Origin of the sequence: Roseovarius sp. A46, assembly GCF_004126395.1 — a bacterium.
Classification (GTDB): Bacteria; Pseudomonadota; Alphaproteobacteria; order Rhodobacterales; family Rhodobacteraceae; genus Roseovarius; species Roseovarius nitratireducens.
Genome location: NZ_PVWS01000038.1, coordinates 1 through 23,554, shown reverse-complemented (window position 1 = coordinate 23,554; position 23,554 = coordinate 1). Strand labels below are relative to the sequence as shown.

The following is a 23,554-nucleotide window of genomic DNA, read 5'->3' as shown; positions in this document are numbered from 1 at the left end:
GCATCGGCGCGAGGACGTTCACGGACATGTTCGAGGCCATAGCAGAGGTCTGCGATCTCTACTCGCCACAAGAATGCTGGAAATACTTCAAGGCTGCTGGATATGTCTCAGGTTAAAGGCGGAATGCTTTAGCGGTGGGCCTTGGTCAGGCTGTCGGTCTTGAGAGAAAGTTAGACGATTTCCCGGCCCTCGACCGATGCGTAGCGCTTCGACACGCGGCGGCGAAGATAGCAGGTGGACCCGCGGTGATGAATCGGCATGGCGTCACGGTGCCGCAAAGGGATGCCGCGCGCAAGCGCTTGGGTATCGGATGGTGCATCAGAATGTGCATCAAAAAGCGATCAGTCGATGATGATCTGACCCCGGGTGACGCGTAACAGCCCTTCAAAACAAGGGCTTAATCAAAGTTGTCGAAGGGGGGTGGCAGCCCGTAGGGGAATCGAACCCCTCTTTCCAGGTTGAAAACCTGGCGTCCTAACCGATAGACGAACGGGCCGTGCTTGGCGTGACGGGTGAGTATGAAAAACCATCGGCCTGCGCAAGAGGCATTTTGCAGAAATCCAGCGGCAAGCGTGGAAAAAAACATCGCCTCATCCCGCGGGAGCAGCATCCTCGAGCCGGAGTTGCACGGTCTGCCGACCGCCCCAGTGGTTGACTTCGAGCCGTCCGGCAAAGTGGAACCGCGCGCCGCCATGAGCCATCAGGGCGGGGCCTAGGGGACCGTCAAACGCGCCAAAGGAAATGGCGTCGAGCCGCCCGCCAAGTCCGTCGTCGAGCCGCAGCTTCAGGTGCGTCTCGCCTACCGCGCGGGCATAGCCGATGGCGCAGTCGGGAAAGACGTATCGCGGCCCCGGTGCGCCCGCGCCGAACGGCCCCGCCGCCTCCAGCCGCTCGACAAGTTCGGGTGTCGCGGCCCCGGGCATGAGTACGCCGTCGAGCCGCAGATCGGCCGGACCGACCGTACCCGCTCCTTGCCGTGCCAGCAGTTCCGACAGTCGCGCCATCGTCGGCTCCAGCTGGTCGCGCGCGACGGTCAGTCCCGCGGCCATCCGGTGCCCGCCACCCTTGAGAAGGAGGTTCTCGCGCGCCAGACGCTGCACCGCCGCACCGAGATCAACACCCGACACCGATCGGCCCGAGCCCTTGCCCTCGTCGCCCTCCAGCCCGATCACCACGGCGGGGCGGTTGGTCATCTCCTTGAGGCGGCTCGCGACGATACCCACCACGCCCGGATGCCAGCCCTCGCCCGCGGCCCAGACCAGCGGCGCATCTACCCCGCGCGCCTCGGCCTGCGCCAGCGCCGCGGCGCGCACCGCCGCCTCGATCTCGCGGCGTTCCTCGTTGAGCCGCTCGAGCTGCTCCGCCAGTGCGCGCGCCTCGCCGGCATCCTCGGTGGCAAGCAGCCGCGCGCCCAGATCGGCCTGTCCGACGCGCCCGCCCGCGTTGATCCGCGGCCCCAGCACGAAACCCAGATGATAGGCGGCGGGTGGTCGATCCAGCCGTGCGGCATCGCCAAGCGCCACCAGCCCAGGGCGCGCGCGCCGCCCCATCACCTTTAGCCCCTGCCGCACGAAGGCACGATTGACGCCCGTCAGTGGCGCGACATCGGCCACTGTCGCCAGCGCCACGAGGTCGAGCAGCGCCATCAGGTCCGGTTCCGCACCGCCCGCGACGCGCAGCTGACGCCCCGCCTCCACCAGTACCAGAAACACCACCGCCGCGGCGCACAGATGCGCCAGGTCGCCGCTCTCGTCCTGCCGGTTGGGGTTGACCACCGCCAGCGCTGGCGGCAGCGTCTCTGCGCCTAGGTGATGATCGAGCACCACCACGTCCGCCCCTGCCGCCGCCGCCAGCGCGTCGTGGCTCAGGGTGCCGCAATCCACACAGACAATCAGGTCATGCCGGGCCGCGAGCGCCGTCATCGCGGGGGCGTTTGGGCCATAGCCCTCGTCGATGCGATCGGGGACGTAGAGCGTGGGCGCGGGGGCCTGCATCCGCCGCAACCAGTCGATCACCAGCGCCGCCGAGGCCCCGCCATCGACATCGTAATCGGCAAAGATGGCGATCCGCTCGCGTCCCTGTGCCGCCGCCAGAAGCCGCGCCGCCGCCACCTCCGTGTCGCGCAGGGAGCGCGGATCGGGCAGCAGGTCTCGCAGGGTGGGGCTCAGGTAGCCCTCGGCCTCCGCCGCGGGCACGCCCAGCCGCGCCAGCGTCTGACAGAGCGCGCTGGGCAGGCCGGTTGCCTGTGCCATTGCCTCGGCCTGCCGCTCGACCTCTATGCCCGGCCCGGTCCAGCGCCGCCCGGTCAATGAGCGTTCCACGCCGAGATAGGCGCTCACCGCGTTCCCCTTTTCATCTTTCCCCAAATACTCGCGCGCGCGTTCAGTCGCGCCTGCTGCGATAGACCATGCGCCGCACCGACCCGGTGCGCGAGCGCATCAGCACGGTCTCGGTTTCGACAAAGCCGGGCCGCCGGTGCACCCCCTTGAGGATCGAGCCGTCGGTGACCCCTGTGGCGGCAAAGATGACCTGGTCGGTCACCATCTCGTCGCGGGCATAGACCCGGTCGAAATCGGTGATCCCGGCGGCCTCCGCGCGCCCGCGTTCGTCGTCGTTGCGAAACACCAGCCGTCCCCACATCTGCCCGCCCATGCACTTGAGCGCCGCCGCCGCGAGCACCCCCTCGGGCGCACCGCCGGTGCCCATGTACATGTCGATTCCGGTGCGCTCGGATTCTGCGCAGTGGATCACGCCAGCCACGTCGCCATCGGTGATGAGGTGCACCGCCGCACCGGTGCCGCGCAACTCGGTGATCATGTCCTCGTGGCGCGGGCGTTCGAGCACGCAGACGGTGATCTCGGAGGGGCGACATCCCCGCGCCTTTGCCAATGCTTCGACCCGCTCACGCGGGGTCATGGCGAGCGACACCACGTTCTCGGGATATCCTGGTCCGATCGCCAGCTTGTCCATGTAGGTGTCGGGCGCGTGCAGCAGCGTGCCGCGTGGGGCCATCGCGATCACGGTGAGCGCGTTGGGCATGGCTTTGGCGGTGAGCGTCGTGCCCTCGAGCGGGTCGAGAGCGATATCCACGCCGGGGCCGTCGCCGCTGCCCACTTCCTCGCCGATATACAGCATCGGTGCTTCGTCGCGTTCGCCCTCGCCGATGACCACCACGCCTTTCATGGCGAGCATGTTGAGTTGTTCTCGCATGGCGTTGACAGCGGCCTGATCGGCGGCCTTTTCGTCGCCGCGCCCGATCAGGTCGGCGCAAGCCAGCGCCGCCTGCTCGGCCACGCGCGCCAGCCCGAGCGAGAGCATACGGTCATTGAAAGCGATTTCGGAATTCATGGAGCGGTCCTTGTGAATGAGCTTCGGCAACACTAGCCACGGCGATCTGCGCGCACAAGCCGCGGCTCAGACCGCCTCGATCCGCAGCGCGACAGGATCGGCTGCCAGAACGTCGAGTCGGCGGATGCCGGCCAGCGCCGTGTCGAGCGCGTCGCCGTTGGTCTTGTGAGTCACGATCAGCACCGGGGCGGTGGTGTCCTCATGGCGATACTGGCGCATGCGGTCGATCGAGACGCCCGCCTCGCCGAGGCACGTCGCCACCTTGGCCAGTGCGCCCGGCTTGTCGCGCAACGCCATGCGCAGGTAGTAGGGAGCGGGCGTGGCCGTGCCTGCACGCGCGCAGGTGTCGAGGTGTGCGGCGGGCTGGCCGAAAGTGGAGATACGGGACCCGCGCGCGATATCCATCACGTCGGCCATCACAGCGCTCGCCGTCGGACCCATGCCCGCGCCGGGGCCGCGCAGCACGATCTGCTCGACCTGGTCGCCCTCGAGCACCACCATGTTGGTGCCGCCCTCGAGTTGTCCCAAGGGGCTTGCCGCCGGGACGAGGCAGGGCGACATGCGCTGCTCGAGCCCTCGGCCCGTCATCTGTGCCACACCCAGGAGCTTGATCCGGTAGCCCATATCGGCGGCGCGGTGGATATCGTCGAGCGTGATGTCCTGGATGCCCTCCAGCGTCACCCCCTCGAAATCCACCTGACAGCCGAAGGCGATGGCGGCCAGCAGTGCCAGCTTGTGCCCCGCGTCGACCCCGCCCACGTCGAGATTGGGATCGGCCTCCAGGTAGCCCAGCTTGTCAGCCTCTTCGAACAGCGCGTTGTAGCCTTGGCCCGTAGCCTCCATTCGCGTCAGGATATAGTTGCAGGTGCCGTTCATCACGCCCATCACGCGGGTGATCTCGTTGGCGGCCAACCCTTCGGTCAGCGTCTTGACGACAGGGATCCCCCCCGCCACCGCCGCCTCGAAACGGATCACGCGCCCCGCCTCCTCGGCGGCCAGTGCCAGCGCTTGCCCGTGATGGGCGAGCATCGCCTTGTTGGCGGTGACCACGTCCTTGCCAGTGGCGATGGCGGCCTCGGTCGCGGCCTTGGCCGGGCCGTCAGAGCCGCCCATCAACTCGACGAACACATCGACGTCGTCGCGCCGCGCCAGCGCCACCGGGTCGTCCTCCCATGCGTAGCCCGAGAGACTCACGCCGCGATCGCGGTCGCGGGTGCGCGCCGAGACGGCAGAGATCGTGACCGACCGTCCTGCGCGGCGAGCGAGGATCTCGGCCTTCTGGCGGACGATGCGCACCACGCCGGTGCCGACGGTGCCAAGCCCGGCAATGCCGAGGCGCAGGGGGGTGCTCATGGATGTCTCCGATACTCAAAGTCGCGTGGGTTGCGGCGCGATGTAACCGGTTCGCCGCGGCCTTGCAACGCACGTCAGCCGTCGATGCCCCCGCGCATCCGGGTTTTGGTGTCGGTGTCGATGACCGGACCGCGCAGGCGCTCGGCGCGGGCGCGGAGGCGGGCGGCGCGGGAGTCGATCGCTTCGGTGCGGGCGGGGAGGGTGCGATCGTCGGTAGCGGGGGGCACGCGTGCCGCGATGCGCTCGACCGGGACCAGATCGGGGTAGGGGGCGTCGGCACCCGAAGCGGCGAGTTCGGGGGCCAAGGGGTAGGGCTCGGTGCAGGCGGCAAGCGCGATCAACGCGGCAAGACAGGCGGGCAGGGGGTGCATCAAAGCCTCGTGGCAAAACCGACACCCTTTCTTGCCACCCCAGGGGGGCGGGGGCAAGCCGGGCCTTGATCTGAACGGATGTTCAGATAAACCATGTCTCATGGCACGCACGCAAGGATCGCATTCCGACATCACCGGCCCGCGGGTGCGCGAGGCGGCGCTGAACCTGTTCGCAAGGCACGGCTATGCCGCTGTTTCCATGCGGAAAATCGCGGCCGAGGTCGGGGTGCAGGCGGGGGCGCTCTATAACTACACCCCGGATAAGCAGACGCTGCTGTTCGAGCTGATGCGCGCGCATATGGAGGAACTGCTGGCGGCGTGGGATGCCGCCACCCCGCCGCCCGAGGCGGGGGTGCGGGCCGCTCTTGAGGCGTTCACGCGGTTCCACATCCGGTTCAATACGCGGCGCGCCGACGCGGTCTTTGTCTCGTACATGGAGCTGCGCAATCTGGATCCTGAAAACTTCAATGTTATCGAAGGGTTGCGCCGCGATTACGAGACCCGTCTGGAGGCGATCCTGCGCCGCGGCGTGGCCGAGGGCCGCTTTGCCGTGGCCGAGCCGCGGATCGCGGCGATGGCGCTCATCGCCATGCTGACGGGCGTCAACACCTGGTTCCGCGAGCGCGGGCGGCTGAGCCTGGCAGAGGTCGAGGCGCTCTACTGGGACATGGTGCGCCGGGCGGTGACGAATCAGGGTTAACGTACGGGAAAGATGTAAAATTCCCGATCGGCATCGCGTCGGTATCCTGTCGGTATCGCGTCGGTGCCGGGATCGGTCCGCGGCGGGGTTAACGGGGCGGGCGGCATGGGTTGTCCCTTCCGTTGCCGCGACGACCTCAGCGCGCTGCGCGCGAGTATCACGGACGAACGGGGGGATCAGGGGCATCTGGCAGCCTGCCGAGTGACGTTGTCGGTTCACGGCACCGAAAGCACCGGCCCGGGACCGCTCGAGGGCAAGACGGGAATTACCGAAGCCCACCGCAGGCGGTGGGCGGTCAGTCCCGACATCCGCTTTGCCTGTCCCCGAATCCGGGGTTGTGGATTGTTCGGCAGCCGTCATATTTTCTCCGAAAATAGAAAGCTATTTGGGCACAACAGATTAACAGGAGCTCTTCATGAAGAAGGCCATAACACTCATCGGATTGTTGTTCGGACTAAATGCATGCGGGACGACGTACGTTCTGCCAGAGATAGATGACACTTCGGCTGCGCGCGCGAAATCCATGTTTGCCGATGCTCAGACGGACACGAGCCGTAAACAGGTATCGCGCACGTCAGCGGAGCGACGTTTCAAGCGTGTTGCCCGTCGTGTCGAACCAGTTGCGGAAAAGTTTTGCGAGGCAGAAACCGCATCGCTCGACGGGTTCGATTGCGACGTGGAGGTTGCTATTGACCACAAGGCCCAAAGGCGCAACGCATACTTTACCTACCGCAATGACAGGCCCGTGATTTTCATGACCATGCCTATCCTGCAGGATATGCAGAATGACGATGAGGTCGCCTTTGTCATGGGGCATGAGTACGGCCACCTGATCGGGCGGCACATCCAGAAGCAGCAGCAACAGGCTATGGCCGGAGCGCTCATCTTGGGTGCACTGACCGCCTATTCCAATGCGCAGGCCGCATCCGCAGGGGTGAGCTATGACCCGGATGCGGTGGGGCGCAACATGGAGCTTGGTGCGGCGGTAGGCTCGCGGGCCTATTCCCAATCATACGAACTGGAAAGCGACACGCTGGGGACGCGCATTGCCAACGCATCGGGCTATGACCCGGTGAAAGGGGCTCAGTATTTCGCACGACCCGAGGATGCGCGCACCGAGGCGGGCAATCTTAGTTTCTGGGGCACGCATCCTCCCAATGAAAAACGTCTCGCTACCGTGCTAACGGTGAGTGCGCAGATCGAGGCTCAGCACGGGTTGCAACGCAAACAGTGAGATCAGTGCATTGCCGTGTTGGGCAGGCGCTTCAAAATGTCTGTCAACCAGACTGCGAGACCTTATGAGACGGTTATTTTGGCGGTGCTGGAAAAATTCGGGATCGCTCTACACGGACTTCCTAGGCATGGGCGGGAGGACTACCCGGGTGTGTGTCCCTGGTTGGGGGGTGGCCCGGGAATCGGATTGCCGGTCCTTACGCCTTATGCTGGATGACGGAGCCCGCTCAAGCACCTCTCTGGAAAATGGGCGGATAGACGGGTGGTGGATGATTGGCGCCAGAATCCATTGATTTTACGTAACTAATGGCGGAAGGGGTGTCTGCTGTTGATAAGCTGCAGCTTATTTCAGGGCGATGAAAATAATATTGAAAAAACAATAGTATATATGAATCATGGTGAGTGTCTGGTTGAAATTAGTTGCACCTGGATGCACCTCATGGGGCATCGCGTTGATGGGAAGGTTGATAGTAAGAAATGCCGAAGCAGGCACGAGAACTCAAGGCAATTCAGGTCAAGAATTTGTCTGCTCCGGGGCTGCATGCAGTTGGTGGAGTGACCGGTTTGAACCTGAGTATCACCGAGGCGGGCGCGCGGTCGTGGATACTCCGCGCGACTGTGCAGGGCAAGCGACGCCATATCGGTCTGGGACCTTATCCCGAGGTGTCTCTCGCGCAGGCACGTGACCAAGCAGCAGAGATGCGTCGTAGGATCCGGGCGGGACGTGACCCTGTCGAAGAGCGTAAGGAACAACGCGCTGCTCTCGCGGAAAACGAGAAACAGCTCGTAACCTTCGAGAGGGCCTTTTTCAGCTATTTCGAAGAAAAGCTCGAGGGAGAGCTGTCCAATGCCAAGCACGTTAAGCAGTGGAAATCGACGATCTCCACCTATGCTTTGCCGATCATTGGCGAGAAGCCCGTCTCGTCGATCACCATGGAGGATATCCTGGCCGTCCTGCGCCCAATCTGGAGCACGAAGAACGAGACGGCATCTAGGGTGCGACAGCGGATCGAGGCCGTGCTGGACTGGTCCCGGGCGATGGGGTTTCGCGAGGGTGAGAATCCGGCCCGATGGAAGGGAAACCTGCAACAGGTGCTCCCCGCTCCCGGAAAGGTGCAGAAGTCTGGCCGCCGGCAGCCGGCAATCGCCTTGGATGATGTCACTCACTGGTTCAGGGCACTGCAGGGGCGTGAAGGAATGGCGGCGCGCGCCCTGGAGTTCCTGGCACTCACGGCGACGCGGTCCGGTGAGATACGCGGTGCGACCTGGGACGAGATCGACCTGACGAAACAGCTCTGGATCATCCCTGCGGAACGCACAAAGGCGGGACGCGAACATCGCGTGCCCCTGTCCTCTGCGGCGGTGGACCTGTTCAAGGTTCTGCCGAGGTATCCCGAGTGCGCTTACGTTTTTCCGTCTCCGAGGGCCGGGCAGATGTCCGATATGACGATCTCCGCCGTGATGCGCAGGATGCAGGCGGAAGAGGAGAGGGCAGGGCGCAAAGGCTTTCTCGACCCTCAGTCGCGTAGCCCGGCGGTGCCGCACGGTCTGCGCTCCACATTCAGGGACTGGGCCGCCGAGCGCACGAACTACCCGCGCGAAATGGCCGAGATCGCGCTGGCACACACCGTTGGCAGCGACGTAGAACGTGCCTACAGGCGGAGTGACATGATCGAGAAGCGGCGGGAGATGATGGAGGACTGGGCGCGCTTCGTGTGCGGGGCATCCGAAAAGGGATGATCTCGATGCAGTATTGGTGCAAAATTCTTGGCCTGCTCGACATTTGGGCGGGAACCCGTCATCCGCTGCACGCTGTTCGAATGTCAGCTTAGCGGCTCCGCAGCAAATCCCGCAGCACAAAGCCGGTCTCGAAATTCCTGCATCTTCGCTGGGTCCCGCAGCGGCATTCGCTTGGCATCTGCGACAGAAATGTCGGACAGAACATCTCGGGCGGCCGCGACTGCGGCACGCGCCGGTTCGGGTCGCCCGAGTGCGACGTGACTTGCCACCAAAAGGAAATGCGCGAGATACCAGCGCGGCATGCGGTGGATGGCGTGTTCGGCCCAGTGGATCGCCGCGTCGTAGTCGCCCGCCGTGTAATGGGCCAGCGCCAGACCCGAGAAGCGGAAGAAGATACTGGGATCACGAGGGTTCATCCGGATCGCGATTTCTTGGTTCGCGATGGCATCCTCTGCCCGGCCGGCGATGGCGAGAGCGGTGCCGAGGCTGCCGTAAGCGAGCGAGCAGTTGGGGTTCAACTCGACCGCACGTTCCAAGGCCGCGATCCCTTCATCGAGCCGGTGCAACCCCCAGCAACTGATGCCAAGCGCCCAATGTGCATACTCGTTGCGGTCGTCGAGCTGCGTGGCGCGACGGCCAAGGGCGTAGGCCGCTTCCATCGCAGGGCCTGGGTCTTGGGCGAAGCCCAGAATGGCGATGTGGTGATTGATCAGCGACAGGACCATGTTGGACTCGGCGCTTTCCGGGTCGATCGCAAGAGCGCGCTCAAGCAAAGTCTTGGCCGAGGCATAGGCCTCGGGCGTGAAATCGTAGAGCAGGTGCCAGGACCGCATGGTAAGCTCCCAGACGGTCAGGTCCGGACGGTTCAGGCGTTCGACAGGCGCCTCGACGGTGCTGAGATGCACGATGGTCTGGATCGAGGACACGACCTGCCGGGTGATCTCGTCTTGCAGGTCGAACACGTCCTCGATGCGGCCATCGTAGCGATCAGACCAGACATGCCCGCCGGTCAGTCCGTCGATCAACTGTGCCGTGACGCGCACCCGCTCGCCGGCACGACGGACGCTGCCCTCCAGAACAAACCGGACGCCAAGCTCGGCCGCGACGCGCCGGACATCGACGTTTTCGCCCTTGTAGGTGAAGGTCGTGTTGCGGGCGATGATGAACAGCCAGGGCGACCGGGACAGGGCGGTGATGATGTCGGCAGTAATCGCATCCGAGAAGTATTCCTGACCAGGATCATCCGACATGTTCTCGAAGGCCAGCACGGCGATCGAGGGTTTGTCGGGGCGGGGCGGTAGGTTTGAAGATGGATCAGCGGGCGTTGATGCCTCGATCTGCGTCCGCAGGTCGAGCTTTGTGGAGACCCCAAGTTTCCGGTAGATCGTCGCAAGATGGGTGCGCACGGTCGATGGGGCGAGGTTTAGGCGGTCGGCGATCTGCTGATAGGTTTCGCCACCCGCGAAGGCCTCGGCGATTTGTCGTTCACGAGGGCTCAGAGGATCACCGGTGGCGTTCATGCTGGGGGTGCTTCTTGCCGCAAGGCGCCTATCATCCGTGCGTTGTCGAGCGCGATGACACTTTGGTCGGCAAAGGTCTGCGCGAGCGTGGTAGCCTGCGCACCGAAGGGCCGGACCGACTGCCGGTAAATCGTGAAGGCGCCGACCAAGCTATCGCCCGACATCATCGGAATGGCGACGAAGGATCGGGCGCCGCCGAGCATAGCGGTCGCATAGCGCAGCGGATCGTCGGTCTGGAATATTTCCTCCGCCCGAACGTCATAGATGTTCACAACGGCATGGCTTGTCGCCAGTCGACCGAGACCAGTGCGTGGGCTGGCCGTGAAGATGCCTTGCGTGTCGAGCCAGTCCCTGAACGGCTCAGGGATGCCCCGTGTGTGACTGGCCGCGTATCTCCCTTGCCCACCATGCTCAAAGAGAATGCCGAACTCCGCCTCGCAGAGGTCAAGTGCAAAACCGAGGATCGACGACATCACGGTGTCGATGTCGCCGCGCGACCGGCTGATGATGCGCAGCACCTCGGCGAGCGCCTGCTCGCGACGCAGCGACTCCTCGAGGCTCAGCGCCAGTTCCGAGATGACGGCCGCGTGGTCGGTGAGCATCTCCGATGTCGGCAGAGCACCGCCCAGCCGGGAATGCAGGTCCAGCTTGGATGACACTTCGAGCTTGCGGTAGATCGTGGCGAGATGGGTGCGCACGGTCGACGGCGCGATGCCCAGCCGCGCCGCAATGGCCTGATAGGTATCGCCCTGCGCATAGGCGCTGGCGATCTCGATCTCGCGCGGGCTGAGGATCTCGTCGGGCGACACGGGGCAGGCACATCCTTCGGCAGGGTTTCTCCCCGATCCTCTGGCACCGGGGTCAATCAGGCAATCCTGCAAATGCTGTAGCAGAATACTGCACCCTCGGGGTGCCGAATACAGCAACTGACCGATATGCCATGCCCGGTCATGGGCGCATCCTGGTTCCATCACCAAAAGGGAGGCGGACCAATGACACTTGAACGGACAGCACGGAGCTTTTTCGAGAACTGCGAAACCGGGGGCGGCTGGGAAGCGTGCAGGGCATTCTGTCATGATGGTGCGAGCTTTGCCTGCCAGAGTGATGCACTGGCGGACACGACCACGCTGGAAGGTTACGCGGAATGGATGAAAAGCCTCCTGGGTCCGATCCCGGACGGGCGCTATGACCTGACCGCCTTTGCGGTTGATGCGGATCGAGGCACGGTGGTCGCCTCGGCGGTGTTCCACGGCACCCAGACCGGCGCAGGCGGGCCGGGCGCGCCGACAGGAAAGGCAGTCGCATCCGACTACGTCTATGTCATGCGCTTCGACGGGGATCGCATCGCGCATATGACCAAGATCTGGAACGACGCGCAGGCGCTGCGTCAGCTCGGCTGGGCGTGATGCGCTGGCGCATCCTGGCGCTGCTCTTTCTCGCCCGTGTCGGGGCCGGTTTCCAGTTTCAGTCCATGGGGTCGGTCGGCAATGAGCTTTCGGGCGCCTTCGGCCTCGACAATGCCGAGATCGGCCTCATGATCGGTCTGTTCATGGCACCGGGCCTTTTGCTCGCCTTGCCGGCCGGGTTTGCCGGGCGCTTCGTATCGGATCGCATGCTGGTCGGACTGGGGCTTGCGGCGCTGGCACTGGGCGGCGCGCTTTCTGCTCTGGCGACAGCCCCTGTCGGTATCGGTGCCGGTCGGGTGCTCTCCGGTGCCGGGTTCGTGATTGCTGGGCTCTATTTCACCAAGATGGTGGCGGACTGGTTCGAGGGCCGCGAGATCGCCACGGCGATGAGTGTCCTGGTGATGAGCTGGCCCTTCGGCATCGCCATGGGGCAGGTCGGGCATACCTGGCTGACAGAGGTCCATGGCTGGCGCGCACCCTTTGCTGTTGCCTCCGCCTGGTGCGCCCTGGCGGCCGTTGCCGTCTTCACGCTCTATCGTGCACCGAGCGGCATACCCGCCGGTGCAGGCGCCCGGATGAAGGGGCTCCTGCCGCATGAGTGGGGTCTGGTTTTCTGTGCAGGCACCGCCTGGGGCGTTTTCAACGCGGGATATGTCGTCTACCTGAGCTTCGGCCCGAGCATGCTCGAGGCGCAGGGGATGGGCACCTTGGCCGCGGCTTCGGTGATCAGCGTCGGAAGCTGGCTGATGATCCTGTCGGGGGCTGTTTGTGGTCAGATCGCAGACCGTTTCGGGCGACGAGAGACAATTCTGGCTATCTGCATGGCTGCTGCGGTTCTCTCCCTGCTGTTGCTCAAAATGCCCGGCACTGGGCTGGCGGCAAGCCTGCTCTTTGGCCTGGTCGGGATGGCACCTGCCGGCGTCATCATGGCGCTGGCAGGTCAGGCGGTGGCGCCCGAACGACGCGCGTTCGGCATGGGGGTGTTTTTCACCGCCTATTATGCCATCATGACCGCAAGCCCACCGATTGCCGGCTGGCTCTTCGACCAAACCGGGGTGCCAGACAGCGCCATTCTCTTCGGTGCCGCGCTTTTTGCTCTCGTCTTACCCGTCGCCATTATATTCCGGATGCTCAAGACCGGAGCCGCCGCCGAACCAGTGAAGGAAACGGCCTGATGCTGATCCGAAAGACAATGCTGATCCGGGACCGGACCGAGACCGACGAGATGGGCACCCCCTGCGCCCCTCTCTCCCGCGTAGCGGCGTTGGCCGTGCTGCGCAATCCCTTTGCCGGGATCGATCAGAACGACCTCACAGAACTATTCGAATTCGGCGCAACGCTGGGCGCGCAACTGGCTTCAGAGGCCGTGGCCGCCCTCGGTGCGCCGCCCGTCAGCTACGGCAAGGCTGCCATCGTCGGTGCCCTTGGCGCGGCTGAGCACGGCGCGGCACTCTTGCATCCGCGACTGGGAAAACCCGTGCGCGCGGCGATCGGCGGCGGTCAAGCACTCATGCCCTCGATTGTGAAACTGGGTGGTCTTGGCTGTTTCATCGATCTACCGCTGGGGCATAAGGACGAGGTCTGGTCCTTCGATCACATCGATACTCTGAGCATTGCAGTGCCGGATGCGCCGCTCCCAAACGAGATCGTCGTTTGTGTCGGCATGTCAGATGGCGCGCGCCCCCGGGCACGTGTAGGAAAAGGTCCAAGCCAATAAAGCTGCGTTTCATTTCTGCCGGACAAACGAGCTCTTGATCGAAGCAGACATTCGCTGTGACCCAAGCCGACGTCAGCAATGGGCCGATAGGGACCATGGCGCGGACGCTGACCGCAACCTGACGCGCCGCAGAAGAACCCGAAAAATGGCTTCCGTCTTCGGCAAACGATCCGATCTCCTGATCACAAGAATGGAGACCGCTATGAACTACGAGCAAACAATGACACTTAAAGAAGTCGAATACGACCTGATCGAATGGGCAGGCAGTGGAGAGGAGGGGGAAGACCCACCGGCATGCCTTGCCCATTGGGATCTGGACGAAGAGCAACTTGAGATCATCAAGGAGGCTTGTGCGGTCCCCCACGCGGCGGCGAGCATTGCCCATGCGATGTGGTGCATCGCTGACGGGGAAGGGCTCTCATCGATTGCAGAGGTGCTGCGGACCCACTAATGACGATGTAAGGTCCGGAAGAGCGATACTCGTTCGTCGACTTCGATATCGGATCATTCCGCCTCCTGCCCTGTTACCCCTTGCGCAGTAAATGGATGACGGCAATGCGGGCTGCGACCGCAGCATCAAAGCTGGCATCTGGATGTCTCCATCGGGCCGGACGCGCTCATCGCGACAGTCACTCCGCAGCCAGCGCGGTCCGATCCTGACGCGGGGACAGGCCGAATTTCCGTGCGTATTCGCGCGAGAATTGTGCGGAGCTTTCGTAGCCCACGCGAAAGGCGATCTCGGACACCTTGGCATCCGAGGCGCGCAGGGCGTCGCGGGCGTGTAGCAGGCGGAGGTCCTTCTGGTATTGCAGCGGCGAGGTGCCGGTGACCGCCTTGAAGTGCTCGAAAAAGGCGGATTGGCTCATGCCGACGCGATCCGCGAGCTCGCCCACGACCACCGTGCGCGACAGATCCGACTGGATCGCGCGCGTCGCCTGAAAGATGCGGCTGGCGGTGGTCTCTTGCCAAAGCAGCTTTTGCAAGGCATCGCCATGGGGGCCGAGCAGCAGCCGGGCGTGGATTTCCTTCCGACTGATCGGGGCCAGCAGCTGGCGCGTCTCATCGTCAGCGCAATGGTCGAAATAGCGGGTCAACGCGTCCTGCATCGCGGGATCAGTCGGGCACAGCGTGATCGAAAACGGGTCATGGCTGCGAATGCCGCGCGCGGTCGGCACCCTGGATGCAAGGCCGCGCAGCAGGTCGAGGTCGAGAGGGAAGACCAGCGCCAAGTAGGGTGCCCCGGATGCAGCTTCGGTGATGCGTGAGACGACCGGCAGGGCATGGCTGACGATCAAGGATTGCCCAGCGGCAACGGTCAGGCTGTGCGCCCCCGCGCTGACTTGTTTCGCGCCTTGCAGTATCAGGCACAGCAGCGGGCGATAGACCGTGGCCTGCTGCGGGCTGGGTGCAGCGAACCGGAGAAAATTCATCCCGCTGTCAGCATGGGCCAGCGCGCCCTGCGGCAGCCCGGCGCGATCCATCAGCCCCATTGCGCGATCCAGAAGCTCTTTCATGCGGCTCTCCCTTCATGGACTTAATAGCACAGCCGAGTCCACTTTCGTGATCAAAAAATCTGTCCACCGGAGGAATAGGCAAGTATTCCGGATAATCGGGAAAGAGACATCGTCCCGCACGGAGTATCGTCATCCTATCAACAGGACAGGGATTGGACAGATGGCAAAGATCTTCATCACCGGCATCGCAGGCGGCTTTGGTGTGCCGACCGCAAGGGCGTTGACGGCGCAGGGGCATCAGGTCTCGGGCAGTGTGCGCAGCCGCAAGGGGCGCAACGCGGACACCGTCGCCGCGTTGCAGGCTGAGGGTGCGCATATCGTCGAGATGGACGTGACCGACACCGCCAGCACCGAGGCCGGCGTGGCCGCCGCGATCACCGCGCTCGACGGGTTGGACGTGCTGTTCAACAATGCCGGGATCGGGTCCTATGGCATTCAGGAGCTGATGTCGCCTGAGGACATGACCCGCGTTTTCGACGTCAACGTCACGGGCGTGCAGCGGGTCATGCGCGCCGCGCTGCCGCACTTCCGCGCGCAGGGGCGCGGCACGGTCCTGTATACCTCCAGCCTGATCGGGCGCATCGCGACGCCGTTCTACGGCACCTATTGCGCCTCGAAATGGGCGCTGGAGGCCATGGTGGAATGCTACCGCACCGAACTGTCCGGCTTTGGCATCGAAGCCTGCATCATTGAGCCGGGAGCCATGCCCACGGCCTTTTTCGACGGGATGGTCACGCCACAGGACCCCGCACGCGAGGCCGAATATGGCGATTTCGCCGCCGTGCCCGCCCTGTCGTCGCAGGGTCTGGCGCAGATGCTGGAGGCCACGCCCGACCAGCGCCCCGAGCGTATCGCCGAGGCCGTCACCACCCTGCTTGCCTTGCCCTTTGGCCAGAAACCCTTTCGCACGGTCGTCGATCACACCGGCGTCGGCCCCGAGATCGAACGCTACAACACCGCGCTGCATGACGTCACCCGCACCGTCCTGAGCAATTTCGGCATCGCCGACATGCTCCGCCTCAACGCCTGAAGGAGCCTCCCCATGCCCACCATTCTCATCACCGGCGCGTCCTCCGGCATTGGCCGTTCCACCGCCCTGCGCTTTCAGTCCGAAGGCTGGAACGTCATCGCCACGATGCGCGATCCGGCAGGGTCTGACCTTATTGACCTGGACGATGTGCTGGTCACACGCCTTGATGTGACGGACACTGCGTCCATTGAGGCCGCCGTGAACGCAGGCATCGACCGTTTCGGCGCCATCGATGTGCTTCTGAACAACGCGGGCTACGGCGCCTATGGCCCGCTCGAAGCCTTCTCGACCGACCGCATCCGACGCCAGTTCGATACCAACGTGATCGGCCTTCTTGAGGTCACCAAGGCCGTCCTGCCGCACATGCGCGCGCGCCGATCCGGCACCGTCGTCAACATCTCGTCGATCGGCGGGCAGGTCACCTTTCCACTGGGCACGCTCTATCACGGCACCAAGTTCGCCGTCGAAGGCCTGTCCGAGGCGCTGCATTATGAACTCCAGCCGCTGGGCATCCGGGTTCGCATCGTCCAGCCTGGTATGATCAAGACCGATTTCGGCGGGCGGTCCTTCGACTTTGCCATGGGCGACAGCCTTGCGGACTATGCCCCCAGCGCCGAAGCCATGGGGCGGCTGTTGGGCAAGCTGGCGTCGAACCCGTCATCGCCGGAGGTCGTGGCCGACGTGATCTGGCAGGCCGCCACCGCGCCCGGCGATCAATTGCGCTTCCGCGCCGGGCCGGACGCGACCGACCTGCTGGACCGGCGCAAAGCGCAGGACGACGCCACGTTCATCGGTGGCATCAAGGCGCTGATGGCCGAGTGATGCCCTAAACAGCCAAAGTGGCACAATGTCTGCTTCGGCACTCTGCACTGCGGCAAACGACCCTTGTGACGAAAGGCAGGTCAGGGCCGAATTAGCATCTTGGGCGAAAACAGCTCTATGGCTCACGATTCTCTCGCATGACGCTGCGCGCGCTTGAAGAAGTGCCGCGTGGCCTGCTCGCGCGCATCCTTGTCGGTCATGACGATGTTGCGCATCTCGTTGTCGTTCTGAAACATCTTGACCATGCCCCGGAAGAACGCCTGCGAGAACGCGTTGTAGACCACGTCTGCTGGATTGTTGCGCACCATCTCGGTCATGTCCTCGTCCATGATCTCGCGGGTGACGCGCTCGAAGCGAAGGAAGTCGTCGCGCGAGAAGCTCGTCCCGTGCCGCTCGTTGAAAGAATCGTTGATCTCCGAGAGTGACCGCTCCTCCTCCTCGGTATAGGCATTCGCGCCGAACTCGGTGATCGGGTCCAGCGTCGCGGTTTCACCGGCCGCGAGAGACGCGCTGCCTTCCTCGCCCTTCTGTAGCTTGAAGGCTGACAGGGTCAGCATGTCGTCGGTGATCGTGATGTCGGCAGGCACATCGCGCGACGGCAACAGGCGTGAGAGCCAGGCCGAGTAGGCGTAGAGCTTCTCCAGCCAGACGTCGTTGAGCGATACGACCTGTGCCACGAACGCATAGAAGCGCAGGAAGCTCTTGAGGAGCTGCCGGAACTCCTCCTGCTGCGCCTCGTCCTCATCGAGGTTGAACCGCTCCACAGCGAGGCGAACGGTGCCTTCGAGCGCCAGCCGGTCCTGGGTCGTCAGATCGCCCTTGAAGAACTGATCCGCGAACCGCTCGACCTCGTCCTTGTGGATGTAGGTCGCCTTCGTGATGCGCTGTTCCAGGTCATATATCTGGTTGAGATCGGTGCGCTCCTCTAGGGCTGTCGCCTCGAAGAACGGCGCAAACGCCTCGCGGATTTCCTCCATCGTGTTCTGGAAGTCGAGCACGTAGGTCGGCTTGTCCTTGCCATAGCTGCGGTTCAGCCGGGCCAGCGTCTGCACCGCCTGCAAGCCCGCCAGCTTCTTGTCGACATACATCGCCACCAGCTTCGGCTGGTCGAACCCGGTCTGGTATTTCTCGGCCACCACAAGGACCTGGTAGTCGTCCGTGTCGAACCTCTTGGTCAGTTCTGTCTCAGCAAAGCCATTCGCGGTCGCCTCGGTCCAGACATGGCCATCGATGGTCAGATCGCCCGAGAAGGCCACCAGCGCCCTGAGGCCGGTATAGCCCTTATCCTCGATGTAGCGGGTCAGCTGCTGCCAGTAGCGCAGCGCGTGTTCGCGGCTCTGGGTGACGATCATCGCCTTGGCCTGGCCGTTCAGCTCCTTGGCGACATGGCGGCGGAAGTGCTCGACGATTACCTCGACCTTCTGGTCGATCGCCGTGGGGTGCAGCGAGGCGTAGCGTGCGACCCGGGACTGCGCCTTGCGGCCCTTGAAGGCGGGATCGTCCTCGATGGTTTTCTCAAGCTGGTAATAGGCCTTGTAGGTCATGTAATTCTTTAGGACATCGACGATAAACTCTTCCTCGATCGCCTGGCGCATCGAGTAGAGGTGGAACGGGTGCGGCTTGCCATCCGCGCCGATCCGCCCGAAGCGCTCCAGCGTCACGTTGCGCGGCGTCGCGGTGAAGGCCAGGAACGAGATGTTCTTCTGCGGCCCCCGCGCCTTCTGGAAGGCCAGCACCAGGTCCTCGATGTCGTCCGAGCTGGTAGCGTCACGCGTCAGCGCGTCACTCATCGCCTGGGCGGCCTTGCCGGATTGCGAGGAGTGCGCCTCGTCGATGATCACCGCGAAATTGCGCCCGGCCTGGCCCGAGATTGTCGCCAGATGTTCGGTGCCGAATTTCTGGATCGTCGTGATGATGATCCGCGCGCCCCTGAGAATCGCGTCCTTCAGATCGCGGGACGTTCCGTCGATCTTCTTCACCACGCCCTCGGTCTGGGCAAAGCCGCCGATGGTGTTCTGCAACTGCCGGTCCAGCACCAGGCGGTCGGTCACGATGATGGCGGTGTCAAAGAGCGGTTTGTCGTCCTCGTCATGCAGGTTGATGATCTGGTGCGCGGTCCAGGCGATGGTGTTGGACTTGCCCGACCCGGCGCTGTGCTGGATGAGGTAGTTCTGCCCGGCCCCCTGCCCCCTCGCATCGACCAAGAGCTTGCGCACCGCGTCGAACTGCTGGAAGCGCGGGAAGATCAGCACCTCCTTGCCATTGCTGCGTTCGAGGTGGATGAACCGGCCGATCAGGTCGAGCAGCACCTCGCGCGAGAACACCGCGCGCCCCTCGGGCAGGTCCTTGTAGAGATAGGCGACGCGGTTCTCGTCCGGCACATCGGGGTTGCCAGCCCCGCCGTCGCGGCCGCGGTTGAAGGGCAGGAACCGGGTCTTGCCATTCATCAGGCGCGTGGTCATCGACACGTTGTCCTGGTCCACCGCGAAATGCACGATCGCGCCACGCTTGAATGTCAGGAGCGGCTCGCCCGCCGGGGAGCGGTCCTGCCGATACTGCTTCTCGGCGTGGCGCACGTTTTGCCCGGTCAGCAGGTTCTTGACCTCCTGCGTCGCGACCGGGATGCCGTTGACGAAGGTCACGATGTCTATCGATTTCCTGGGGTCCTTGGCGCTGTAATGCACCTGACGCATCACCGACAGGATGTTGGCATCAAAGAGCCGCGTGAGATCGGGGTTCAGGTTCGAGGCGGGCTTGAAGAAGCACAGCGCGAAGCGGATGTTGGGCACCAGCTTGATGCCGTCGCGCAGCACGACATGGGTCGGCTTGTCCTTGAGCGCCTTGTCGAGCCGCTTGAGCACCTCCGCCTCGGCCTGTGCCCTGTAGTGGTCCTCGAGCGTCTGCCACGCCTCGGGCTGCGTGGTCTTGAGGAACCGGAACAGCAACTCGGTGTCGAGCGCATGGGCCACGTTATAATGCGCCGCACAGTCGCGCTCGATGTATCCCTGGTCAGCGGTCAGGCAGGCGACGATATGCGCCTCGAAGACCTTCTCTTGATGAATGTCGACCGTGGTGTGGGTGTTGGTCATCTAGCTGCCCATCGACTTGGTGAAGCCGCCTAACAATCCGCCTACGAAATCACCGATGCCCGCGTAGTTTCTCTGACCATCCGCTACTTCCTTGACTGCTTGGCCGACGCGCATTTTGTCATCGTCAACGACAAAGGGTTGATCGAGAAGCGCAAAACCTCTCGATGTAATCATTGGGCTGACCATTACGAGATTACCAGCAAGCGCCTGTGACTTGTTCGAGCATCGAATAACACCCTCTTCGATTAACCATGCGCAGCATCCGTTGTAGATGGGCGCATGTTCTTTCGGCAGATCGAGGTCTTCGAAACTAAGCCGTGTTCCTTGTTGCAGTCCCAGATCAAGCAGGCGTTCTAGAATCTTGGAAATGACAAGTTCGGATTTTTGCAGGTTCGTTTCAGTCATTCGCCCATCTCCTCTTGAATGGCGTCGAGGCGGCGGTCGGGGGTGCCGGATTTGGCGTAGGTCTCCACGTCGATCTGACCCGTGACAGCGGCGGTGATCAGGGCGGAGCGGTATTCTTTGAGGCGGTCGATGGTCGCCAATGTCTTCTCGACCAACCGCGATTTCTTTTCGAAGAACGCATCGATTTCCCTGCCCAACGCCCGTTGTTCATCGATAGGCGGAAGAAAGACGGGGACGTTGCGAATGTCAAAGATGTTCAAATGGGGGGAAGTCGCGCCGGTCACATCTTGCTTCAGGAAGTTGTAAGCGAACTTCCCATTCAGCGACCACATCAAATAGGAAGGAAGGACACGCCTATTTGTGCGGAACATCATCATTCGTTGCCCAAGGCATAGTTTTGTCTCAGGCGGGACTAGCGCAGCCAGCCCGAACCTTTCGCCTTCGCGCGTATAGAGGATGTCGCCCTCCTTGGGTTCTAGGCGCTGTATCCGGTGCCGATACTCTTCGGCGCTGACGCGCTTCGCGGCGCCTATGTCAACAGAACCTCGGATCAGGTCAGACGTGCGTATCGACGGGTAGGCACCATCTTCGATGTGCTCTGGCGTCTCGTGCAGACAGTCGACAATCCGAGAACATAGAAACTTCAAACGAGTGACGGTCCAATGCTTCGGGACGGCTGGATGCCATGAATACCCAGACTGTTTATGGCGCGCATCTACGTCCGCTCCAAGCGTCACGAGGTGCGAAACACGATCTAGAAACTCGTCCTCGACACCGGACGCAAACCGCTGCTTTTTCTCGATCAGCAGGTCTATTCTTGCGGTCTCACGGTCCAGAAAGTCGGCGATCCGGCGTTGGGTCGCGAGGTCGGGGATTTCGATCTCGTGATTCTGAGCGTCGCTCCGATCAAGACCGGGGACGGCAGAATCTTTCGAATGCTCGTCCAGTCTCAGATGCAATAGCGCATAGTATGCAAAACGAAGATCGCCGACGCAGTAGCGGTCATCCACGAAATATGCCGTGTCGATACAGAATCCGCCATTATCTGCCCACGTCACCTTTCCGAAAGAGCCCTTCCTGCCGACAATGATGGCAGGCGCTTTCGTGTTTCGTATGACGTGGGTTCCAACCGCGCCATTCGACCCGTAGACGTTGTATCCGCCTTCTACTCGTGCGTCTCCTGCAAGTGCAGAACCGTATTGAAGTCGCAACAAGTGCTTGAGGCGTGGCATCACTCCACTACCTCCTGCAACAGCCCGGCGATCTCGGCTTCCAGCGCCTTCAACTCGGCGTCGATCTCCTCCAGCGGGCGGGGCGGCACGTATTTGTAGAAGTAGCGGTTGAAGTTGATCTCGTAGCCGACGCGGCCCACGCCGCCGTCCTGGGCATCGGTGTAGCTCTCATCCACCCAGGCGTCGGGGACGAAGGGCAGCACCTCGCGCTGCACATAGGTGCGCCAGTCCTCATCCAGCGGCACCAGTTCGTGATCGCGCAGATCGGTGTCCGGCTCGGGGTTGCCCTTGGCGTCGGCGCAGACCTCCGCCGCCTCGTCGCGCTCCGACAGCGCCCCCAGGATGGCCTTGCGCACCGGCGCGCCGATCTTGACGCCAGCGGCCCTGAGCGAGTCGCTGAGTGCGGTATCGAAGGCGCTGCGGCTCACCCACCGCTCACCTGCCAGATGCTGCTCCAGCGACTCCAGAATGGCGCTCTGCGTCGCCTCGTCGAGCCGGGCAAAGGACTTGGCCTCGCGCAGCGCCTCCAGCCCCTCGGGCGTGAGCGCGAAGGCCAGTTTCAGCGGCCGCTCGACCCGGATTTCGCGATAGCCGAAATCGGTCGTGGCGAAGATCTTGGACACGTCGCCCCAGTCGCCATCGCCGTTCAGCATCTCGGCATAGAGCCGCGTGATCTGATCGCAGGCCTCGGGCGGAATTTCCCGCCGCTTGGAGCCGAGCGACTTGCGCATGGATTTCCAGAACCGCTCACCGCTGGCGTCGATCAGCTGCACCTTGCCGCGCCGCACCCGGTCCTTGCGGTTGGTAAGCAGCCAGACATAGGTCTGAATGCCCGTGTTGTAGAAGAGGTCGGTGGGCAGCGCGATGATCGCCTCGACCCAGTCGTTCTCCAGCATCCAGCGGCGGATCTCGCTCTCGCCCGACCCGGCCCCGCCGGTGAAGAGCGGCGAGCCGTTCATGACGATACCGATGCGCGAGCCCTGCTCGTCGTGGCGCATCTTGGAGATCATGTGCTGGAGGAACAGCAACTGCCCGTCCGAGATGCGCGGCAGCCCGGCCCCGAAGCGCCCGGACATGCCCTGCTCGGCAGCCTCGTCCTTGATCGGGTCGGCGTATTTCTTCCAGTCAACGCCGTAGGGCGGATTGGAGAGCATGTAGTGGAACCGCCGGTCGGCATGCGCGTCCTGGGTCAGCGTGTTGCCGTAGGCGATGTTCTCGGGGTTGTGGCCGGTGACCAGCATGTCGGATTTGCAGATCGCGAAGGACTCGGGGTTAAGCTCCTGGCCGAAGAGTTCGACGCGGATGCGGTCGTTGAGCGCCTTCATCTCCATCTCGGCGATCGACAGCATACCGCCGGTGCCCGCCGCCGGGTCATAGACCTGGCGGATGACGCCGGTGCCGGTCAGAGCGTCACGGTCGTTGATCAGCAAGAGCGAGACGATCAACCGGATCACCTCGCGCGGGGTGTAATGTTCGCCGGCCGTTTCGTTCGAGATTTCCGAGAAGCGGCGGATCAGGTCCTCGAAGAGATAGCCCATCTCCAGGTTGGAGACGGTATCGGGATGCAGATCGATCTGGGTGAACCGGTCGAATACCTGGTAGAGCAGCCCTGCGTCGTTGAGCCGCTTGAGCTGATCGGTGAACAGGAACTTGTCGAGAAAGACATCGCGGACATTGCCGGAGAAATTCGTGATGTAGTCGATCAGGTTGCGGTGGATGTCCTTGGGATCCTGCCCCTTGAGCGTGGCGAAGGTGAAGCGCGACTCGTTGTAGAGCCGGATGTTGGCGCCCACGACACCGGACAAGAGCGTATCGCGCGCCTCGTCGTCCATGTCCTTGGGCAACGAGGCCGCCATCTCCAGCACGTGGGGCTTGGTGGCCTCCAGAATACAGTCGAGCCGCCGCAGGACCACGAACGGCAGCACCACCTTGCCATATTCCGATTGCTTGAGGAACGTCTGAAAAACCTGCGACTTTCTGCCTAATCTGATAGGTTTGGGGCGTCCGCCAGAGGAGTCCTGCCGATGCCGAAACAGCCCGCCTTTCCCAGCCTGCGTGATGCGATGAAGAAGAA

Annotated in this window: 20 protein-coding genes, 1 tRNA gene and 1 pseudogene; 10 read left to right on the top strand and 12 right to left on the bottom strand. The window is 63.3% G+C overall.

Annotation, left to right across the window (positions count from 1 at the left end; genetic code table 11):
- Nucleotides 1-116 (top strand): annotated as a pseudogene (locus C6W92_RS18030) (IS630 family transposase); the annotation flags it as partial.
- Nucleotides 117-421: 305 nt separating this feature from the next.
- On the opposite strand, the gene C6W92_RS15660 reads toward C6W92_RS18030, so the two are convergent.
- From C6W92_RS15660 to C6W92_RS15640, 5 genes are all read right to left on the bottom strand, one after another.
- Nucleotides 422-496, bottom strand: a tRNA-Glu gene (locus C6W92_RS15660).
- A 94-nt stretch (nucleotides 497-590) separates the two neighbouring features.
- The gene (recJ, locus tag C6W92_RS15655; protein WP_241691186.1) at nucleotides 591-2,339 is read right to left on the bottom strand and encodes a single-stranded-DNA-specific exonuclease RecJ; all 1,749 of its coding nucleotides are present in this window, start codon (nucleotides 2,337-2,339) and stop codon (nucleotides 591-593) included.
- Between the two features lie 43 nt (nucleotides 2,340-2,382).
- Nucleotides 2,383-3,348 carry a class II fructose-bisphosphatase gene (gene glpX, locus C6W92_RS15650; protein WP_129434823.1) on the bottom strand — a complete coding sequence of 322 codons (966 nt, stop codon included), beginning with the start codon at nucleotides 3,346-3,348 and terminating at the stop codon, nucleotides 2,383-2,385.
- A 66-nt stretch (nucleotides 3,349-3,414) separates the two neighbouring features.
- Entirely contained in the window at nucleotides 3,415-4,701 is a 1,287-nt protein-coding gene (locus C6W92_RS15645) for a homoserine dehydrogenase (protein WP_129434821.1), read from the bottom strand.
- A 74-nt stretch (nucleotides 4,702-4,775) separates the two neighbouring features.
- A complete protein-coding gene (locus tag C6W92_RS15640; RefSeq protein WP_129434819.1) occupies nucleotides 4,776-5,129 on the bottom strand; it encodes a hypothetical protein in 354 nt (117 codons plus the stop codon).
- Between the two features lie 43 nt (nucleotides 5,130-5,172).
- Between C6W92_RS15640 and C6W92_RS15635 the strand changes: the two genes are divergently transcribed.
- From C6W92_RS15635 to C6W92_RS15625, 3 genes are all read left to right on the top strand, one after another.
- Nucleotides 5,173-5,772, top strand: a complete 600-nt coding sequence (locus C6W92_RS15635; RefSeq protein ID WP_129434817.1) for a TetR/AcrR family transcriptional regulator — start codon at nucleotides 5,173-5,175, stop codon at nucleotides 5,770-5,772.
- A 415-nt stretch (nucleotides 5,773-6,187) separates the two neighbouring features.
- Nucleotides 6,188-7,006 carry a M48 family metalloprotease gene (locus C6W92_RS15630; protein WP_129434815.1) on the top strand — a complete coding sequence of 273 codons (819 nt, stop codon included), beginning with the start codon at nucleotides 6,188-6,190 and terminating at the stop codon, nucleotides 7,004-7,006.
- Between the two features lie 476 nt (nucleotides 7,007-7,482).
- Nucleotides 7,483-8,745 carry a site-specific integrase gene (locus tag C6W92_RS15625; RefSeq protein WP_129434813.1) on the top strand — a complete coding sequence of 421 codons (1,263 nt, stop codon included), beginning with the start codon at nucleotides 7,483-7,485 and terminating at the stop codon, nucleotides 8,743-8,745.
- Between the two features lie 83 nt (nucleotides 8,746-8,828).
- Here C6W92_RS15625 and C6W92_RS15620 read toward each other — a convergent pair whose 3' ends face one another.
- Nucleotides 8,829-10,265: a LuxR C-terminal-related transcriptional regulator gene (locus C6W92_RS15620; protein ID WP_129434811.1), complete on the bottom strand. Its 1,437-nt coding sequence runs from the start codon at nucleotides 10,263-10,265 to the stop codon at nucleotides 8,829-8,831.
- Nucleotides 10,262-11,074 (bottom strand): LuxR C-terminal-related transcriptional regulator, encoded by an 813-nt coding sequence (locus tag C6W92_RS15615; RefSeq protein WP_129434809.1) that lies wholly within the window; start codon nucleotides 11,072-11,074, stop codon nucleotides 10,262-10,264. The genes C6W92_RS15620 and C6W92_RS15615 overlap by 4 nt, the downstream gene beginning before the upstream one ends.
- Nucleotides 11,075-11,257: 183 nt before the next feature.
- On the opposite strand from C6W92_RS15615, the gene C6W92_RS15610 reads away from it, so the two are divergent.
- The 4 genes from C6W92_RS15610 to C6W92_RS15595 all read left to right on the top strand — a co-directional run bounded on the left by C6W92_RS15610 (nucleotide 11,258) and on the right by C6W92_RS15595 (nucleotide 13,839).
- Nucleotides 11,258-11,671 carry a nuclear transport factor 2 family protein gene (locus C6W92_RS15610; RefSeq protein WP_129434807.1) on the top strand — a complete coding sequence of 138 codons (414 nt, stop codon included), beginning with the start codon at nucleotides 11,258-11,260 and terminating at the stop codon, nucleotides 11,669-11,671.
- A complete protein-coding gene (locus C6W92_RS15605; RefSeq protein ID WP_129434805.1) occupies nucleotides 11,671-12,846 on the top strand; it encodes an MFS transporter in 1,176 nt (391 codons plus the stop codon). Before C6W92_RS15610 ends, C6W92_RS15605 begins: the two co-directional genes overlap by 1 nt.
- Nucleotides 12,846-13,388, top strand: a complete 543-nt coding sequence (locus C6W92_RS15600) for an amino acid synthesis family protein (protein ID WP_129434803.1) — start codon at nucleotides 12,846-12,848, stop codon at nucleotides 13,386-13,388. Before C6W92_RS15605 ends, C6W92_RS15600 begins: the two co-directional genes overlap by 1 nt.
- Nucleotides 13,389-13,590: 202 nt before the next feature.
- Nucleotides 13,591-13,839 carry a hypothetical protein gene (locus C6W92_RS15595; RefSeq protein WP_129434801.1) on the top strand — a complete coding sequence of 83 codons (249 nt, stop codon included), beginning with the start codon at nucleotides 13,591-13,593 and terminating at the stop codon, nucleotides 13,837-13,839.
- A 178-nt stretch (nucleotides 13,840-14,017) separates the two neighbouring features.
- On the opposite strand, the gene C6W92_RS15590 is transcribed toward C6W92_RS15595, so the two are convergent.
- Nucleotides 14,018-14,902 carry an AraC family transcriptional regulator gene (locus C6W92_RS15590; protein WP_129434799.1) on the bottom strand — a complete coding sequence of 295 codons (885 nt, stop codon included), beginning with the start codon at nucleotides 14,900-14,902 and terminating at the stop codon, nucleotides 14,018-14,020.
- Nucleotides 14,903-15,062: 160 nt separating this feature from the next.
- Here C6W92_RS15590 and C6W92_RS15585 point away from each other — a divergent pair, with 160 nt between their 5' ends.
- Nucleotides 15,063-15,932 carry an SDR family NAD(P)-dependent oxidoreductase gene (locus C6W92_RS15585; RefSeq protein ID WP_129434797.1) on the top strand — a complete coding sequence of 290 codons (870 nt, stop codon included), beginning with the start codon at nucleotides 15,063-15,065 and terminating at the stop codon, nucleotides 15,930-15,932.
- A 12-nt stretch (nucleotides 15,933-15,944) separates the two neighbouring features.
- A complete protein-coding gene (locus tag C6W92_RS15580; protein WP_129434795.1) occupies nucleotides 15,945-16,754 on the top strand; it encodes an SDR family oxidoreductase in 810 nt (269 codons plus the stop codon).
- A gap of 122 nt (nucleotides 16,755-16,876) precedes the next feature.
- On the opposite strand, the gene C6W92_RS15575 is transcribed toward C6W92_RS15580, so the two are convergent.
- The 4 genes from C6W92_RS15575 to C6W92_RS15560 form a co-directional block, all read right to left on the bottom strand.
- Nucleotides 16,877-19,843, bottom strand: coding sequence for a DEAD/DEAH box helicase family protein (locus C6W92_RS15575; RefSeq protein WP_129434793.1), 2,967 nt, complete (start codon nucleotides 19,841-19,843; stop codon nucleotides 16,877-16,879).
- Nucleotides 19,844-20,248, bottom strand: coding sequence for a hypothetical protein (locus C6W92_RS15570; protein WP_129434791.1), 405 nt, complete (start codon nucleotides 20,246-20,248; stop codon nucleotides 19,844-19,846).
- Nucleotides 20,245-21,480, bottom strand: a complete 1,236-nt coding sequence (locus C6W92_RS15565; RefSeq protein ID WP_129434789.1) for a restriction endonuclease subunit S — start codon at nucleotides 21,478-21,480, stop codon at nucleotides 20,245-20,247. The genes C6W92_RS15570 and C6W92_RS15565 overlap by 4 nt, the downstream gene beginning before the upstream one ends.
- On the bottom strand, nucleotides 21,480-23,554 hold a 2,075-nt coding region (locus C6W92_RS15560), incomplete at its 5' end, for a class I SAM-dependent DNA methyltransferase (RefSeq protein WP_206735549.1). The genes C6W92_RS15565 and C6W92_RS15560, both read right to left, overlap by 1 nt.

What these genes read in the sequence shown, in the direction of transcription:
- glpX (WP_129434823.1), bottom strand. Translation starts at nt 3,348, where the DNA reads ATGAATTCCGAAATCGCTTTCAATGACCGTATGCTCTCGCTCGGGCTG.
- C6W92_RS15645 (WP_129434821.1), bottom strand. Translation starts at nt 4,701, where the DNA reads ATGAGCACCCCCCTGCGCCTCGGCATTGCCGGGCTTGGCACCGTCGGC.
- C6W92_RS15635 (WP_129434817.1), top strand. Translation starts at nt 5,173, where the DNA reads ATGGCACGCACGCAAGGATCGCATTCCGACATCACCGGCCCGCGGGTG.
- C6W92_RS15630 (WP_129434815.1), top strand. Translation starts at nt 6,188, where the DNA reads ATGAAGAAGGCCATAACACTCATCGGATTGTTGTTCGGACTAAATGCA.
- C6W92_RS15625 (WP_129434813.1), top strand. Translation starts at nt 7,483, where the DNA reads ATGCCGAAGCAGGCACGAGAACTCAAGGCAATTCAGGTCAAGAATTTG.
- C6W92_RS15620 (WP_129434811.1), bottom strand. Translation starts at nt 10,265, where the DNA reads ATGAACGCCACCGGTGATCCTCTGAGCCCTCGTGAACGACAAATCGCC.
- C6W92_RS15610 (WP_129434807.1), top strand. Translation starts at nt 11,258, where the DNA reads ATGACACTTGAACGGACAGCACGGAGCTTTTTCGAGAACTGCGAAACC.
- C6W92_RS15605 (WP_129434805.1), top strand. Translation starts at nt 11,671, where the DNA reads ATGCGCTGGCGCATCCTGGCGCTGCTCTTTCTCGCCCGTGTCGGGGCC.
- C6W92_RS15600 (WP_129434803.1), top strand. Translation starts at nt 12,846, where the DNA reads ATGCTGATCCGAAAGACAATGCTGATCCGGGACCGGACCGAGACCGAC.
- C6W92_RS15595 (WP_129434801.1), top strand. Translation starts at nt 13,591, where the DNA reads ATGAACTACGAGCAAACAATGACACTTAAAGAAGTCGAATACGACCTG.
- C6W92_RS15590 (WP_129434799.1), bottom strand. Translation starts at nt 14,902, where the DNA reads ATGAAAGAGCTTCTGGATCGCGCAATGGGGCTGATGGATCGCGCCGGG.
- C6W92_RS15585 (WP_129434797.1), top strand. Translation starts at nt 15,063, where the DNA reads ATGGCAAAGATCTTCATCACCGGCATCGCAGGCGGCTTTGGTGTGCCG.
- C6W92_RS15580 (WP_129434795.1), top strand. Translation starts at nt 15,945, where the DNA reads ATGCCCACCATTCTCATCACCGGCGCGTCCTCCGGCATTGGCCGTTCC.
- C6W92_RS15575 (WP_129434793.1), bottom strand. Translation starts at nt 19,843, where the DNA reads ATGACCAACACCCACACCACGGTCGACATTCATCAAGAGAAGGTCTTC.
- C6W92_RS15570 (WP_129434791.1), bottom strand. Translation starts at nt 20,248, where the DNA reads ATGACTGAAACGAACCTGCAAAAATCCGAACTTGTCATTTCCAAGATT.
- C6W92_RS15565 (WP_129434789.1), bottom strand. Translation starts at nt 21,480, where the DNA reads ATGCCACGCCTCAAGCACTTGTTGCGACTTCAATACGGTTCTGCACTT.